Here is a 17023-nt window from a genome sequence, read left to right as displayed (position 1 = left end):
ATGCCCTCAAGGCCTAGGTGCGTTCAGGCCTTTTCAAGCAGGTCCAGCGCCACATCAACGATCATGTCTTCCTGGCCGCCAACCCTATCCAGCTTTCCGCACCGCCCCCGCAAAACTGCTGTGGGACGCATTGCAACAAGCACAGCATCCCACCCTATGAAACGGTCATTTCCTCGGCCTTCAAGAGCGCACTGACATCACGCGCCACAGCCAGACTAATGAATTTCACTCATAAGGCCTTGCTGATTTACCCGTCTAGTCCGCACTCGCTTGCTCACTTAGTCTTTTCACAGCGGTATTGCACCAAGCCGACTGTGCGCTGAGTGCAGCCTACCCCGACTTTTTACCCACGAGTTCAAATCTGATCGCTTAAGCCGGGAGATCTGAAATGCAAAAGCGGAAACTTGGAAACAGCGCTCTTGAAGTGTCAGCCCTGGGGCTGGGCTGCATGGGCCTTAGCTATGGTTATGGCCCAGCCACTGACACTAAGCAGGCCGTCTCGCTGATCCGCACGGCAGTTGAGCGCGGCGTCACCTTCTTCGACACTGCAGAGGTCTACGGCCCTTACCTGAACGAGCACGTGGTGGGACAAGCCCTGGCACCAGTGCGCGAACAGGTGGTGATCGCGACCAAGTTCGGCTTTACCTTCGGCTCCGACAACAAGCAGCAGATCCTCAACAGCCGTCCCGAACACATCAGGCTTGCGGTCGAGGGGTCATTGCGTCGGCTGAAAACGGACTTTATTGATTTGCTCTACCAACATCGAGTCGACCCGGACGTCCCCATCGAGGACGTTGCAGGTATGGTCAAAGAGCTGATTTGGGAAGGCAAGGTAAAGCACTTCGGCCTCTCGGAAGCCGGTGTGCAAACCATTCGACGCGCCCATGCTGTACAGCCTGTTACCGCACTGCAAAGTGAGTACTCCCTGTGGTGGCGAGAGCCTGAACAAGAGATTCTGCCAACGCTCGCAGAGTTGGGTATCGGCTTCGTACCATTCAGTCCGCTGGGAAAGGGCTTCCTCACCGGGGCTGTGTCGGCAGACGCCTCATTCGGTAGCGACGATTTCCGCAGCATCGTGCCACGGTTCAGTCAGGAAGCCCTCCAGGCTAACCAGGACCTCGTGATCCTCGTCCGTCAGATTGCCGCCCAGAAGTCTGCAACACCTGCCCAGATCGCCCTGGCCTGGCTACTCGCACAAGCCAACTGGATCGTTCCTATTCCCGGAACGACCAAGCTGCACCGTTTAGAAGAAAATCTCGGCGGAGCCAACATCACGCTCACGGAGGCCGACCTGCTGGCCATTGATTCGGCACTGTCGCAGATCCGCATCCTTGGCGACCGCTATCCCGAGTCTCTCAAGGCTCGCGTCGGCCGTTAATGGCGCGTTGCGATGAGCAACGCGTCGTTGAGCGACGGCGCCCTCACAAGCTGATTGCGCGATGCGGTGAACAGGCACAGGGCAAGGCAAGACTCATGGAGACGTCTAATGCGAAATACAGTGTTAAAAGCCACCTTCATGGCAGCGATGATCAGTGCTTCGGCAGGCAGTGGCGCGGCGGACTACAAAAAGAACCCCTTCACCCTGGTCTATGATGGCGCGCTCACCAGAAACGAGTCCGGCAAGGTCAATATCCATCCGGTCACCTACAAACTAAATGGCTTGGATATCGCCGCCAACGTGTACACGCCTGCTGGTTATGACGCCAGGAAGCGCTACCCGACTGTGGTCGTAGCCCATCCTAATGGCGGCGTAAAAGAGCAGGTGGCGGGCCTTTATGCCCAGCGCCTGGCCGAAGAGGGCTACATCACCATCACCGCTGATGCGGCGTACCAGGGCGCAAGCGGGGGCCAACCGCGCAACGTCGACAAGCCTGCCAACCGTATCGAAGATATCCACGGCATGGCTGACTTCATCTCTCAGTACCCTGGGGTCGATGACGCGCGGGTTGGCGTGTTGGGCATTTGTGGCGGCGGTGGTTACTCACTGGCTGCGGCCCAATCCGACAAGCGCTTCAAGTCTATCGCGACCATCAGCCTGTTCAACTCGGGCCGAGTGCGTCGTAACGGCTACGTCGACTCGCAAATGGACTCGATTCAGGACCGCCTCAAGCAAGCCTCAGAGGCACGCGCCCAGGAAGCGGCGGGAGGAGAAGTCCGTTACGCTGGAGACGCCAACCTGACAGACGAGCAGATTGCCAAGCTGCCGTTTGACCTCTACCGCCAGGGTTACCAGTACTACTGGAAAACCTATGCTCACCCAAACTCAACCTTCAAATACACCACCAGCAGCTTGCTCGACCTGATGCGTTTCGACGCCACCAACCAGATCGAGTTGATCGGCCAGCCGTTGCTAATGATCGCGGGAACCAAGGCCGACAGCCTGTACATGAGCGAAGATGCGTTTGCTAAAGCGACGGGCTCCCAGGACAAAGAGCTATTCAAGATCGAGGGGGCTACCCATATAGAGACCTATTGGGTGCCAAAATACGTTGACGCTGCCGTAGTCAAACTCAAAGCGTTCTACGCCAGAACACTCTGATGCCAGGAAGCAACTGTTACAGATGGACAGGAATCTAAACCTCCCCGGGCCATATGGGACATGATAGATAGGACAATACATTCCCACTTCATGAAGGATTCTCATAAATGTCTCGGGCCAACCTCAACGAGCTTCAAGCCTTCGTGATCATCGCCCGCGAAGGCAGTTTCACGCGCGCAGCAGCTCAGTTGGGCGTCTCGCAATCAGCCATCAGTCACACCATGCGAGCCCTTGAAACCCGATTAGGTGTCCGACTGCTGACTCGGACAACACGAAGCGTGTCTACCACCGAAGCCGGCCAACGCCTATATCAGTCCATGGCACCGCGGTTCGACGAAATAGAAAAGGAACTGGCGGCAGTCGCTGAGTTTCGGGATACGCCGGCCGGTAGCATCAGAATTTCAGCGTCAGAGCATGCGGCGAACAACATTCTGTGGCCCAAGCTTCTGAAGGTTCTACCCGACTACCCGAACATCAAGGTAGAGATCACCGTCGACTATGCCCTCTCCGACATCGTGGCGCAGCGCTACGACGCCGGAGTGCGCCTGGGCGATCAGGTTGCCAAAGACATGATTGCCATCCCAATCGGCCCACGACTGCGCATGGCGGTCGTGGCATCGCCGGAATACTTTCGCAAACACACTCGGCCTTTGGCGCCAGGCGACCTGTCAGAGCACAATTGCATCAACCTGCGCTTGCCCACCCACGGCAGCCTGCTGCTATGGGACTTCGAAAAGGATGGCGACGAGGTGAAAGCCCGCGTCGAAGGGCAATGGACATTTAACAGCAGCGTACCGATTCTCCGCGCGGCAGTGGCAGGCTGCGGCTTGGCATTTCTGCCGGAAGACATGGTGACCAACGCGCTGGCCGAGGGAAGCCTTGTACGAGTGCTAGAGGACTGGTGCCAACCGTTTCCTGGATATCACCTCTATTACCCAAACCGGCGTGAACAGTCATCGGCGCTCGGGGTTGTGATCGATGCGTTGCGCTATAAGCAAAACGAGCGCTTTACCGTAGCGCCTAAGCCAGCGTCGCCGACCTGAAGGCGGCTATCCGCCGATTTGCATGGCGTCATGGTAGCCCAATGTATCAGCGCCTGAGCCAGCTACAGCGTTGTCCACCCTCGATTGCTGCCCATTCAGCAACCGTATTTCTCTCTTCTGACAAATGACAACGTGTCGCAACCAGCCTGATTTTTTGATATCTTCTGAAAACTAACTATTTAGTCCATAAGTTTTCGGCCTTCACCGAACACATCGCCCTGAGCGGTTGTGACAGCGGCGATGCGCAGACGTTGAGACTCCCCAGCGACCAGCGTCCTGAAAACAAGGCCAAGCACCCTGGCCTCCTCTACTCTAAAACTACTCCCACAAACGCTCATGCGTCAGAAGGATCATGCAACATGACTACGTCTCGACCTCCGGCATCCGCCGGTCGCTGGCTCATAGGGTTCGGCGCCTTTGGCGTGCTGGTATTCGGGTTACTCTTCGCAGCAGGTGGTGGATACCTGGCTACGCTTGGCGGCAGCTGGTACTTTCTGCTCGCCGGTCTCGGTTTGACCGTATCCTCCATTCTGCTCTTCAGACAGCGCCTGTCGGGCGTCTGGTTGTTCGCGGCCGTGATGGTAATGACCGTGGTCTGGGCGCTCGCCGATGCCGGTCTGAACTTCTGGCCGCAGATCTCTCGCTTGTTCGCTCTGGGCGTGCTGAGCCTGCTGGTCGCGTTGATCTACCCTGCCCTGCGCAAGGCCAATGGCTTGGCCAGCGGTAGCGCTAGCTACGCCCCGAGCGGTGTTCTGGCAATCGCCTTGGTGGCGGGTTTCGCTGGCATGTTCTTCCCCCACGATCCTGTGCTGTCGACCGGTAACGGCCCCGGACTGACCAAGGTAGACCCTGCCAAGGCCCAGAAAAACTGGGAACACTACGGTAACGACGAAGGGGGTGGCCGCTTCGCCGCGCTGGACCAGATCAACCGTGACAACGTTTCGAAGCTGGCACCGGCCTGGACCTACCACACTGGCGACGTGGCCATCAGTGATGGCAATGGCGCCGAAGACCAGATGACTCCGTTGCAGGTTGGCGACAAGGTGTTCATCTGCACCCCGCACAACAACCTCATTGCACTGGATGCCGACACTGGCAAACAACTGTGGAAAAACGAGATCAACGCCAAATCTGCTGTCTGGCAGCGCTGCCGCGGTCTCGCCTACTTCGATGCTACCGCTGCAGTCGCCCAACCCACCGATGGCAGCACGCCGGCCAAGCCTGTATCGGTACCCGCCGGTGCCGCCTGCCAACGCCGCGTGCTGACCAACACCATCGATGCGCGCCTGATCGCCGTGGACGCCGACACCGGCGAGTACTGCCAAGACTTCGGCAAGCATGGCCAGGTTGACCTGAAAGCCGGTCTGGGTGATGTACCCGACGCCTATTATCAGTTGTCCTCGGCACCGCTGATGGCCGGGACCACGGTGGTGGTGGGCGGCCGAGTGGCCGACAACGTCCAGACCGACATGCCAGGCGGCGTGATCCGTGGCTTCGATGTGATCAGCGGCGAAATGCGCTGGGCATTCGACCCGGGCAACCCACAAGACAAGCAAGCGCCGGCGGCCGGCAGCACCTATGTGCGCAGTACGCCTAACAGCTGGGCACCGATGTCCTATGACCCGGCAATGAACACCGTCTTCTTGCCGATGGGCAGCTCGTCCACTGACCTCTACGGTGCGGAGCGTACGGCGCTGAACCACAAGTACGGCGCTTCCATTCTGGCGCTGAACGCTACCACTGGCGAAGAGAAGTGGGTCTACCAGACCGTCCACAATGACCTGTGGGACTTCGACCTGCCGATGCAACCAAGCCTGATCGATTTCACCAAGGCTGACGGCAGTAAGGTCCCTGCCGTTGTGATCGGTACCAAAGCCGGCCAGATCTATGTGCTGGACCGCCACACGGGCCAGCCGCTTACCCAGGTTGAAGAGGTTCCGGTCAAGGCGGCCAACATCCCGAACGAACCTTACTCGCTGACCCAGCCGAAATCGGTCGGCATGCCGCAGATCGGCGCACAGCACCTTTCGGAGTCGGACATGTGGGGAGCCACGCCATTCGACCAACTGCTGTGCCGTATCTCATTCAAGAAAATGCGTTACGACGGGTTGTTCACCGCACCTGGCACCGATGTGTCGTTGAGCTTCCCTGGCTCGCTGGGCGGGATGAACTGGGGCAGCATTTCGACCGATCCGGTACACGGCTTCATCTTCGTCAACGACATGCGTCTGGGCCTGTGGATCCAGATGATCCCACAGCAGAAAGATGCCAAGGCCTCTTCCGGTGGTGAAGCATTGAACACCGGCATGGGCGCGGTACCCCTCAAAGGCACCCCGTATGCCGTGAACAAGAACCGCTTCCTGTCGGTCGCAGGCATCCCTTGCCAGGCACCACCCTTTGGGACCCTGACCGCCATCGACATGAAGAGCCAGAAAATTGCCTGGCAAGTACCGGTTGGCACCGTCCAGGACACAGGCCCATTGGGTATCAAGATGCACCTGCCTCTGCCGATCGGCATGCCAACGCTAGGCGGCACGCTGTCTACCCAGGGCGGCCTGGTGTTCATTGCCGGCACCCAGGATTACTACCTGCGTGCCTTCAACTCGGCCAACGGTGAGGAGGCCTGGAAAGCCCGCCTACCTGTGGGCAGTCAGGGAGGCCCGATGACCTACGTTTCGCCGAAAACGGGCAAGCAGTACATCGTCATCACCGCTGGTGGTGCGCGTCAGTCACCCGATCGTGGCGATTATGTAATTGCTTACGCGCTGCCTGACAGCAAGTAAACCTGCAACACCGGCTGCAGGGGCTGGCTGTCAGCGCATGGCATCACGCAGTTGCACCAACGCCGGATTGTCCAGCGCCTGAGCCGAATAGCACAGGCCAATGCGGCGTTTGAGATCAAGCATGGGCAATGATCGCACCAGAACTTCAGGCTGCTCTTCAGCCAGGGACTTGGGTACCACGGCCATGCCCTGACCGGCAGCGACCAAGGCAAGTGCCAGCCTGAAGGAGCCGGCCTGGGCTTCGGGAGTGATAGCACCTGAACCGTACAAGGGCAGCAGGCGCTGGTGACTGGCATGGCCTGGACATGTGATCCAGGCTGCCTGCTCCAGTGCATAGTCGATGGTCAACTCACCCTCTGCCAAGCGATGGTCCATAGGCCGCGCCAGTACATACGGCTCGCTCCACAACGGTAAGAACAATTCGTCTTCACAACGCAGTTCCTCGCTCGCCAACCGCGCATCCCCTTCACAGCCCTCCAGTAGCCCCAGTAACACGCCGGGAACGACTTGGCTCGCGCCACGAATCAGCGCCTGAACGTAACACCGGGCAATGTCCTGCTCCACGCCGACCTGTAGCAGCCCACGGTGACGCTTTTCGCGAAATTGTCGGGCCAGACTGTCGACGTCCGCCACCATGCGCCTGGCCTGCGGGTAAAGCGCGCGAGCATCGTCGGTGACCTCCACCCCGCGCGCCTGGCGCACAAACAATGTGATACCCAAGGCTTCTTCCAACAATTTGATGCTCGCGGAAAGTGCCGGCTGGCTGAGGTGGATACGCCGCGCAGCAACCGTGATGTTGCGCGCCTCAAAAACGGCGATAAAAGCGCGAAGTTGGCGGTAATCCATTGTCAACCCATAAAAAAAGCCGATAGCAGGAAGAAGAATAATCCATTTTTCAGGCTTTCTGGTGCGCCCTATAGTTTCGCTCACCTCAAGCCATCACGTATTTCGATTTCAGGAGCGCCTTTCATGACGACTACCCGCAAGCCCCTCATTGTCATCACCGGCGCCAGTTCCGGTATTGGCCAGGCCACCGCCCGACTGCTCTCCCGTCGTGGACACCCGCTGCTACTGCTGGCACGTCGCCTGGAACCCATGCTGGCGCTGAATCTGCCTGACACCCTGGCGGTATCAGTGGATGTAACCCAGCGCGCCGCGCTACTCGACGCGGTCGCCCAGGCCGAGCAGCAGTTTGGCCCGGTGGATGCCATCATCAACAACGCCGGCGTCATGCTGCTGGGCGATATCACCCGACAGGACCCATCGGAATGGGACCAAATGCTGGACATCAACGTACGTGGCCTGCTCAACGGCATCCTCGCCGTAGCCCGTGGCATGGTAGAGCGCAAACACGGCACCATCATCAACGTCAGCTCTGTCGCCGGGCGCAAAACCTTCTCCAACCACGTGGCCTACGTCGGCACCAAGTTCGCCGTCACAGGTCTTTCGGAAAACCTGCGTGAAGAGCTGGCCCCCCACAACGTCCGGGTCATCACCATTGAGCCAGGCGCGGTGGAAACCGAACTGCTCAGCCACACCACCGACGAAACCATAAAGACCGGTTACCACGCCTGGAAACAGGACATGGGTGGCGTGGTGCTCTCGGCCGACGACGTCGCCAATGCCATCGACTACGCCTATGGCCAGCCCCAAGGTGTGTGCATCCGCGAAATCGTTCTGGCTGCGACTCGTCAGCAGGCCTGAAGCCCGACTAAGCCTCTGGACGAGGTGAACGGTACCTATCCCCGATATTGCTGATTGAGGCCCAACACTTTCCATCATTCCCAGTGATAGTTACCTTCGCCTCATTCGATTCGTTGTTGACCGCTCTAGAACGCAGAATTCGCCCACTTTTAATAATCGGCGGATTCTCTCCATGGAGCAGTCACTCAAACCCTTGCGTTATCCCCTCGCCGCCCTGGCACTTCTGGTCATGAGTGCCTGCGGTCGTACCCCGGAAGCGGTACAGGCCCCCGGCGCGCCCACGGTCAGCGTGGCCAAGGTGCTGGAGCAGCCCATCAATGAATGGGACGAGTTCACTGGCCGGCTGGAGGCTCCGGAAACGGTCGAGGTACGCCCTCGCGTGTCCGGGCAGATCGATCAGGTGGCCTTTACTGAGGGCGCTCAGGTCAAGAAAGGTGACCTGCTGTTTCAGATCGACCCGCGCCCCTTCCAGGCAGAAGTTCGCCGTCTCGAAGCGCAGTTGCAGCAAGCCCGCGCCACTGCCACCCGCAGCGCCAACGAAGCGGAGCGTGGCGAACGCCTGCGCAGCAGTAACGCGATCTCCGCCGAACTGGCCGAGTCGCGCAGCAGCGCTGCTGCCGAAGCGCGCGCGGGCGTCGCGGCGATTCAGGCACAACTGGACCTGGCGCGGCTGAACCTGAGCTTCACCCGCGTCACCGCCCCCATCAGCGGTCGTGTCAGCCGCGCCCAGTACACCGCTGGCAACATCGTCAGCGCCGACGTCACGCCGCTGACCAGTGTGGTCTCCACCGACAAGGTCTATGCCTACTTCGATGCCGATGAACGGGTCTACCTCAAGTACAACCAATTGGCCCGCGACGGTCAGCGAGGCCAGAGCACGCCGGTATACCTCGGCCTTTCAAACGAACAAGGCAACCCACACCTGGGGCAGATGAACTTCGTCGACAACCAGGTCAACCCCAAGACCGGCACCATCCGTGGCCGAGCCGTGTTCGACAACAGCGACGGGCAATTCACCCCCGGGCTGTATGCGCGCCTGAAGCTGGTCGGCAGTGCCACTTACTCCGCGGTACTGATCAACGACGAAGCCGTTGGTACCGACCTGGGCAAGAAATTCGTGCTGGTGATGGACAAGGACAACAAGGCCGATTATCGCGCTGTCGAACTGGGGCCGAAGCTGGAGGGCTTGCGTATCGTTCGTAGCGGCCTGAACAAGGACGAGCGCATCGTGGTCAAGGGCTTGCAGCGAGTTCGTCCTGGTTCACCGGTTACCCCGCAAGACACGCCAATGGCCAGCGACGCTACCCTCGCCGCCCTCGCCCAGCAACGTCAGGCACTCGAAGCCAGTACCCACGGCAAGCCAGCGGGCAACACCACGGTCAAGCTCGCCAGTAACCAGGCACCACGCGGTTAAGGGATACTTCCGATGAATTTTTCCAAGTTTTTTATCACACGGCCGATCTTTGCCGCGGTGCTGTCGCTGCTGATCCTGATCGCCGGCAGCATTTCGCTGTTCCAATTGCCGATCAGCGAATACCCGGAAGTGGTACCCCCGACCGTGGTGGTACGCGCCAACTTCCCGGGGGCCAACCCCAAGGTCATTGGTGAAACCGTCGCCGCACCGCTGGAGCAGGCCATCACCGGGGTGGAGGGCATGCTCTACATGTCGTCGCAATCTACCGCCGACGGCAAGCTGACACTGACCATCACTTTCGCCCTGGGTACCGACCTGGACAACGCGCAGGTGCAGGTACAGAACCGTGTAACCCGGACCCAGCCGAAACTGCCCGAAGAAGTGACGCGAATCGGCATCACCGTCGACAAGGCCTCGCCCGACCTGACCATGGTCGTGCACCTGACCTCGCCGGATAACCGCTATGACATGCTCTACCTGTCCAACTACGCGATCCTCAACATCAAGGACGAGTTGGCACGCCTGGGCGGCGTCGGTGACGTGCAGTTGTTCGGTATGGGCGACTATTCGCTGCGGGTCTGGCTCGACCCGAACAAGACCGCATCGCGCAACCTGACCGCCAGCGATGTGGTGGCGGCAATCCGTGAGCAAAACCGTCAGGTGGCTGCAGGACAACTGGGTGCCCCGCCCGCGCCGGGCGCTACCAGCTTCCAATTGTCGGTCAACACGCAAGGCCGCCTGGTCAATGAAGAAGAGTTCGAGAACATCATCATCCGTGCGGGTGCCGACGGTGAGATTACCCGCCTGAAAGACATCGCCCGGGTCGAGCTCGGCTCAAGCCAGTACGCCCTGCGCTCACTGTTGAACAACCAACCCGCCGTCGCCATCCCGATCTTCCAGCGCCCAGGCTCCAACGCCATCGAGATCTCCGATGAAGTGCGGGCCAAGATGAACGAGCTGAAACAGAGCTTCCCTGAAGGCATGGACTACAGCATCGTCTATGACCCGACTGTGTTTGTCCGTGGCTCCATCGAAGCGGTCGTGCATACGCTGTTTGAAGCGCTGATCCTGGTGGTACTGGTGGTCATTCTGTTCCTGCAGACCTGGCGCGCCTCGATCATCCCGCTGGTGGCGGTGCCAGTTTCGCTGATCGGTACCTTTGCGGTCATGCACCTGTTCGGTTTCTCGCTCAACGCACTGTCGCTGTTCGGCCTGGTGCTGGCCATCGGGATCGTGGTGGACGACGCCATCGTCGTGGTGGAAAACGTCGAACGCAACATTGGCCTTGGCCTCACCCCGCTGGAGGCAACCAAGCGCGCCATGGGCGAAGTGACCGGGCCAATCATCGCCACGGCACTGGTACTGTGCGCGGTGTTCGTACCGGCGGCGTTCATTTCCGGCCTTACCGGGCAGTTCTACAAGCAGTTCGCCTTGACCATCGCCATCTCCACCGTGATCTCGGCGTTCAACTCACTGACCTTGTCGCCAGCCTTGGCTGCGGTGTTGCTCAAGGATCACCACGCGCCCAAGGACCGTTTTTCCAAGGCCCTTGAGCGTCTGCTGGGCGGCTGGTTGTTCACCCCGTTCAACCGTTTCTTCGAGCGCGCCAGCCACAGCTACGTCGGCACCGTAGGGCGGGTTATCCGTAGCAGCGGCATTGCCCTGTTCGTCTACGGCGGGTTGATGGTCATGACCTGGCTGGGCTTTACCTCGACGCCAACCGGCTTCGTCCCGGCCCAGGACAAACAGTACCTGGTGGCCTTCGCCCAGTTGCCGGATGCCGCGAGCCTGGACCGTACGGAAGCGGTGATCAAGAAGATGAGCGAGATCGCCCTCAAGCAACCTGGCGTTGCCGATTCGGTGGCGTTCCCAGGCCTGTCGATCAATGGTTTCACCAACAGCCCGAACAGCGGCATCGTGTTCACCCCGCTCAAGCCCTTCGATGAACGCAAGGACCCCAGCCAGTCGGCGGGCGCCATCGCCGCCGCATTGAATGCCCAGTTCGCGGACATCCAGGACGCCTACATCGCGATCTTCCCCCCACCGCCGGTACAAGGCCTGGGTACCATCGGCGGCTTCCGCCTGCAGATCGAAGACCGTGGCAACCTGGGTTATGAGGCCCTGTACAAGGAGACCCAGAACATTATCGCCAAGAGCCGGAGCGTGCCGGAGCTGGCCGGTCTGTTTACCAGCTACCAGGTCAACGTGCCGCAGGTCGATGCCGCCATCGACCGGGAAAAGGCCAAGACCCATGGCGTGGCGATCAACGATATTTTCGACACCCTGCAGATCTACCTCGGTTCGCTGTACACCAACGACTTCAACCGCTTCGGCCGCACCTATCAGGTCAACGTTCAGGCAGAACAACAGTTCCGTCTCGACGCTGAGCAGATCGGTCAGTTGAAGGTGCGCAACAACCAGGGCGAGATGATCCCGCTGGCGACCTTCATCAAGGTCAGCGACACCGCCGGCCCCGACCGAGTGATGCACTACAACGGCTTTATCACGGCAGAAATCAACGGTGCCGCTGCTCCAGGCTACAGCTCCGGGCAAGCCGAAAAAGCCATGGAGAAGCTGCTCAAGGAGGAACTGCCCAACGGCATGACCTTCGAATGGACCGAACTGACTTACCAGCAAATCCTTGCCGGCAACACTGCACTGTTCGTGTTCCCGCTCTGCGTGCTGTTGGCCTTCCTGGTCCTGGCTGCCCAGTACGAAAGCTGGAGCCTGCCACTGGCAGTGATCCTGATCGTGCCCATGACCCTGTTGTCGGCCATTACCGGGGTGATCCTGTCCGGTGGTGACAACAACATCTTCACCCAGATCGGCTTGATCGTATTGGTGGGTCTGGCCTGCAAGAACGCGATTCTGATCGTCGAGTTCGCCAAGGACAAACAAGCCGAAGGTCTCGATCCGCTCGCAGCGGTGCTGGAAGCGTGCCGCCTGCGTCTGCGGCCAATCCTGATGACCTCGATCGCGTTCATCATGGGTGTGGTGCCGCTGGTGTTCTCTTCCGGTGCCGGTGCCGAAATGCGTCATGCCATGGGCGTGGCGGTGTTCTCCGGGATGATCGGGGTAACCTTCTTCGGCCTGTTGCTGACCCCGGTGTTCTTTGTCTTGATCCGTCGTTATGTCGAACGCAGCCAGGCCCGCAAGGCGGCCCGGATTGCCCAGCGGGAGCAGCATGCATGAACCACCTGAAACTGTTGATGCCCAGCCTGCTGGTACTGGCCCTGGCCGCCTGTGCGGTCGGGCCGGACTACCGCGCACCGAGTACCGCAGCGGCACACCTGAATGCAGCGGATCAGCCGGAGGCGACTAAAGCCTTCGACCGCAACCGCTTTGAGGCGGCCTGGTGGCGCCAGTTCGATGACCCGGTGCTCAACCAGTTGGTGGCCCAGTCGCTGGCCGACAACCGTGAGCTGCGCGTGGCGTTCGCCCGCCTGAAATCCGCCCGGGCGATCCGCGATGACGTGAGCAACGATGCCCTGCCTACAGTGACCAGCCGTGCCAGCAGCGATCTGGGTAAAGGGCAGATTCCTGGCCAGAGCGATCATCGGGTCAACAGCGAGCGCTATGACCTGGGCCTGGACATGGCCTGGGAGCTTGACCTGTTTGGTCGCATCCAGCGGCAATTGGAAGCCAGTGAAGCGCAACAGGACGCCGCCGAGGCTGACCTGCAGCAGTTGCACGTCAGCCTGATCGCCGAATTGGTCGATGCCTACGGTCAACTGCGTGGTGCCCAGCTACGTGAAAAGATCGCCTTGGCCAACCTGAAAACCCAGCAGGACTCCCGGGCCATCACCCAGACGCTGAACGAGGCAGGGGTCGGTAATGAGCTGGATGTGGTGCGCGCCGATGCCCGTCTGGCTGCAGTAGAAGCCACAGTACCGCAATTGCAGGCAGAACAGGTCCGTGCACGTAACCGTATCGCCACCCTGCTGGGTCAGCGTCCGGATACCCTGAGCATCGACCTGTCCCCGGCCCAGTTACCGGCCATCGCCAAGGCGCTACCGATCGGCGATCCTGCGGAACTGCTCAAGCGCCGCCCGGACGTACGCAGCGCCGAACGCCAGTTGGCTGCAGCGACGGCCAATGTCGGGGTGGCCACGGCAGACCTGTTCCCACGGGTCAGCCTGAGCGGTTTCCTTGGTTTCACGGCCGCTCGGGGCTCGCAACTGGGCTCATCCGCAGCACAGGCCTGGGCCTTGGGCCCAAGCATCACCTGGGCGGCTTTCGACCTGGGCAGTGTCAAGGCCCGCTTGCGCGGGGCCAATGCCGAAGCCGAAGGTGCCTTGGCAAGCTACGAGCAACAGGTGTTGCTCGCCCTGGAAGAGTCGGAAAACGCCTTCAGCGACTACAGCAAGCGCCAGCAACGCCTGCTTGCGCTGCTACGCCAAAGCGAGGCCAGTCGCAAGGCAGCCGAACTGGCGTCGATTCGTTACCGCGAAGGTACGGTGGACTATCTGGTGTTACTGGATGCCGAGCGCGAACGGCTTAGTGCGGAGGATGCTCAGGCCCAAGCGGAAGTCGAACTGTATAGCGGTGTCGTCGCCATCTACAAAGCCCTGGGTGGCGGCTGGCAAGCCGAAACGGTCGCCTCGGCAAACTGATTCAACGGCTCCTTTGGTTGGTTGAACACCAACCCTTTGCCCCGCCGCCCCTGGCAGCGGGGCTTTTTTATCCGCCCTCGAACGGCACACAACCCGAGGCATCCCGGCAACAGCCGATTTGACTCCGACAGCCAGCTGACACAAGCTGCCCTTTTAGCTCCAGCCGTACGCGCGGATTCAGCATGCCCAAGCGTCAAACTTACACGCTGATCAGTCTTGCCCTGCTCATTGTTCTGGGGGTGGGCAGTTATTTTTGGCGTGACGACAGCCCTGAGCCTTCTCCAGTGCTCAAAAACACCTACGCCAAAGCCCTGGCCCAGGCCCATGACGGCCTGCCGGGTGCTGCACGGGTGCTGTACCAGCAAATGGCCCGCAACGACCTGTCACCTGTCCGTCGGGCCAGTCTGCATGCCGAACTGCCAAACTACCCTTCCCCCTTGGCATTGAAGCTGGCGAGCAACGACCTGCGGCATGAAGACCCACTGGTACGCCGTGCCGCGATCACCAGCATTGCTGCATTGGTTCCGCCAGCGCAACGCAGCCTGTTGCTGGGGCCGTTGCTCGATGATAAGGAACAGAGCGTACGCTTTGCCGCTGCCGATGCCCTGCTGGGGCTCAGCCTTGATGACATTGGTCTGTACTTTGGCCCCTTGCAGGATGTACTGGGGCAATACCAACAGGCATTGCAGAACATCGACGAGCCTGATGCTCAAGTGCATCTGGCACGGCTGTATATGCACGAACAACGCTTCGACCAAGCGGGCGTAGCGCTGACGCGCGCATTGAGCCTGGCCCCCGATGATCTGCAGGCATTGGCAACCCAGGTGCGCCTGCTTGAGCATCAAGGTCATACGGACCCTTCTCGCGAAGTGCTGGCCAAGGCCCTGCAGCGTCACCCCGACTCGGCCTTCCTCCAGCATGAGCTGGGCCTCTGGCTATTGCGCCATCATCAAGACGAATATGCGCTGCTGGCGTTTGCCCGGGCCGTAGAGCTGGAACCGGACAACAACGATTACCGCTACACCCTGGCCACCAGCCTGCACGACCTCGACCAAACCGACGCAGCCCAGAAACAGCTGGAAACCATCCTTGCCCGGCAACCGGCCAACCGCAAGGCCAGGGTCTTGCTGATCAACTATTGGAAGGAAACCGGCCAGTTGCAGAATGTGCAGATTCTTTTGGCGCAACTGGAACAGCAGAACCCCGACGATCCACTGGTGCAACAAGGCCTCTGAATACCAACGGTTAACAGGACGCAGGTTGCAAAAGGATCAATCCTGAGTCATATGCCGAGGGAGCAGCAGTTTTACCCGAGTGCCCTTGCCCGGCTCGGACTCGATCCAGGCCCGTCCACCCGACTGCCGGAGCAAACCGTAGACCATCGACAATCCCAGGCCATGCCCCTGGCCCGCCGGCTTGCTGGTAAAAAAGGGCTCAAAAGCACGGACCACCGCCTCAGGCGCCATACCACAACCGTTATCCTCTACCTGCACATAGGTATAGTCGCCAGGCACCAGGCCATCCTTAACGCCGACACGTGCGTGATAACGCACATTACCGGTGCTGACGATCACCGTGCCGCCTGCTGGCAAGGCGTCGCGGGCATTGGAACAGAGATGGTGTAACGCATTCTGCAATTGCTCGATATCCACCAGAACCGTCCAGGGCACCGACTCCAGATGCATCTGCAGGACAATCTGCGGGCCCAGGGATTGCCTTAACGCCGCGGTCATTTCGTGAATCAGTCGGTTGGCATCGACAGGCTGGGGATTGAGTTCCTGGTGACGGGAAAAAGCCAGTAGCCGCTCAACCAGTGTAATGGCCTGGCTCGCCGCGCCCTTGGCCATATCGATGCAAACATCCAGACGCTCCAGACGTCCCTGCGCCAGATGTTGCTCAAGTAGCGTCAGGCTGTTGGCGACACCCTCGAGCAGACTGTTCACATCATGCGCCATGCGCCCCGACAACTGCCCGATGGTTTCCATCTTATGGCGCTGACGAAGCAACACTTCGGCGTCATGCAATGCCTCTTCCTGCTCGCGCTCCTGGGTTGAGTCACGACCTACGGCCGTGTATCCGCCATTGGAGGGCATCGCCGACCAGATGAACACCCGATAGTGTCCGTCCTTGTGTCGAAGGCGACTTTCGACATCCTGCAGGGTTTCTCCATTTTGCAACTGCCCAACCAGTTCAAGCGTCCACTGGTGATCCTCCGGGTGGGCCAAATAGAGGATTGGCATGCCGAGCATCTCTTCCCGTGTCCATCCCAGCACCTGGGACCAGGCCGGGTTGATATTCCCCACGGTCAGGTCCGGTCGCACCTCGATCATCACATTCGAGGACAACTGCCAGATATGATCCAGGTCGGCGGTGCGTGCCTGCACTTGCTGTTCATAGGCAGACGCCAACATGCGCCACTGCCGCTCGGACTGAACGTGGGCCGTTGTTTCAATCACCTTGTCGAGCACCCCGACAATTTCCCCGCTCTCATCACGTACGGGCGTGCAACTGAACGTGAAGTAGCTTTGCTCCGACGAATTTTTACGATTGAGTATCAAGGGGAAATTTTCGATAAACGTCGCTTCACCTGAAAGCGCCTTGAACATGATGGGGCCGATCTGCTCCCAGCTTTCCCCCAGCACCTCATCAAAACTGCAACCCAATGCCTGACGCTTACCCAGCATCACGTTAAAAGCATCGTTGTATATCGTGGTGAGTTGCGGCCCCCAGGCCAGGCAACTGGGAAGCTTCGACACCAGCAGCATGTCCACCGCAATGCGCAACGTCGCCGGCCAACTCATGATCGGCCCCAGTGGCGTGTCCTCCCAAGGAAAGTGCCTGACTTTCTCCCCCATCTCACTCGGCGAGATGAGCGGTGAAGCAAGGTGCGTCTTACGCATTGTCGACTCCATGTCCTCAGGTAACGC

At 59.9% G+C, this 17023-nt stretch carries 12 protein-coding genes; 9 read left to right on the top strand and 3 right to left on the bottom strand.

What is annotated here, in order from left to right:
• Nucleotides 1-23 precede the first annotated feature (23 nt).
• The gene (locus IE038_RS24800) at nucleotides 24-131 is read right to left on the bottom strand and encodes a 4-hydroxy-2-oxovalerate aldolase family protein (protein ID WP_189395246.1); all 108 of its coding nucleotides are present in this window, start codon (nucleotides 129-131) and stop codon (nucleotides 24-26) included.
• Between the two features lie 257 nt (nucleotides 132-388).
• Between IE038_RS24800 and IE038_RS05010 the strand changes: the two genes are divergently transcribed.
• The 4 genes from IE038_RS05010 (at nucleotide 389) to IE038_RS04995 (ending at nucleotide 6365) form a co-directional block, all read left to right on the top strand.
• The gene (locus IE038_RS05010) at nucleotides 389-1378 is read left to right on the top strand and encodes an aldo/keto reductase (protein WP_163931994.1); all 990 of its coding nucleotides are present in this window, start codon (nucleotides 389-391) and stop codon (nucleotides 1376-1378) included.
• Nucleotides 1379-1486: 108 nt separating this feature from the next.
• Nucleotides 1487-2539 (top strand): alpha/beta hydrolase, encoded by a 1053-nt coding sequence (locus IE038_RS05005; protein ID WP_163931991.1) that lies wholly within the window; start codon nucleotides 1487-1489, stop codon nucleotides 2537-2539.
• Between the two features lie 107 nt (nucleotides 2540-2646).
• Entirely contained in the window at nucleotides 2647-3582 is a 936-nt protein-coding gene (locus IE038_RS05000; RefSeq protein WP_189395245.1) for a LysR family transcriptional regulator, read from the top strand.
• A 359-nt stretch (nucleotides 3583-3941) separates the two neighbouring features.
• Nucleotides 3942-6365, top strand: coding sequence for a glucose/quinate/shikimate family membrane-bound PQQ-dependent dehydrogenase (locus tag IE038_RS04995; RefSeq protein WP_163931988.1), 2424 nt, complete (start codon nucleotides 3942-3944; stop codon nucleotides 6363-6365).
• 30 nt (nucleotides 6366-6395) lie between these two features.
• On the opposite strand, the gene IE038_RS04990 is transcribed toward IE038_RS04995, so the two are convergent.
• Entirely contained in the window at nucleotides 6396-7211 is an 816-nt protein-coding gene (locus tag IE038_RS04990) for a LysR family transcriptional regulator (protein ID WP_163931985.1), read from the bottom strand.
• 123 nt (nucleotides 7212-7334) lie between these two features.
• Here IE038_RS04990 and IE038_RS04985 point away from each other — a divergent pair, with 123 nt between their 5' ends.
• From IE038_RS04985 to IE038_RS04965, 5 genes are all read left to right on the top strand, one after another.
• Nucleotides 7335-8069, top strand: coding sequence for an SDR family oxidoreductase (locus IE038_RS04985; protein ID WP_163931983.1), 735 nt, complete (start codon nucleotides 7335-7337; stop codon nucleotides 8067-8069).
• Nucleotides 8070-8241: 172 nt separating this feature from the next.
• The gene (gene mexE / locus IE038_RS04980; RefSeq protein WP_189395244.1) at nucleotides 8242-9483 is read left to right on the top strand and encodes a multidrug efflux RND transporter periplasmic adaptor subunit MexE; all 1242 of its coding nucleotides are present in this window, start codon (nucleotides 8242-8244) and stop codon (nucleotides 9481-9483) included.
• 12 nt (nucleotides 9484-9495) lie between these two features.
• Entirely contained in the window at nucleotides 9496-12675 is a 3180-nt protein-coding gene (locus IE038_RS04975) for an efflux RND transporter permease subunit (RefSeq protein WP_163931979.1), read from the top strand.
• Nucleotides 12672-14096: an efflux transporter outer membrane subunit gene (locus IE038_RS04970; RefSeq protein ID WP_163931975.1), complete on the top strand. Its 1425-nt coding sequence runs from the start codon at nucleotides 12672-12674 to the stop codon at nucleotides 14094-14096. Before IE038_RS04975 ends, IE038_RS04970 begins: the two co-directional genes overlap by 4 nt.
• A gap of 182 nt (nucleotides 14097-14278) precedes the next feature.
• The gene (locus IE038_RS04965; RefSeq protein WP_163931972.1) at nucleotides 14279-15331 is read left to right on the top strand and encodes a HEAT repeat domain-containing protein; all 1053 of its coding nucleotides are present in this window, start codon (nucleotides 14279-14281) and stop codon (nucleotides 15329-15331) included.
• 36 nt (nucleotides 15332-15367) lie between these two features.
• On the opposite strand, the gene IE038_RS04960 is transcribed toward IE038_RS04965, so the two are convergent.
• Nucleotides 15368-16996, bottom strand: a complete 1629-nt coding sequence (locus IE038_RS04960; protein WP_189395243.1) for an ATP-binding protein — start codon at nucleotides 16994-16996, stop codon at nucleotides 15368-15370.
• Nucleotides 16997-17023 lie beyond the last annotated feature (27 nt).

Source organism: Pseudomonas laurentiana, assembly GCF_014648275.1.
Lineage (GTDB): Bacteria > Pseudomonadota > Gammaproteobacteria > Pseudomonadales > Pseudomonadaceae > Aquipseudomonas > Aquipseudomonas laurentiana.
Note: the sequence above shows the minus strand (reverse complement) of the source record. Positions and strands in the feature narration are given on the sequence as shown.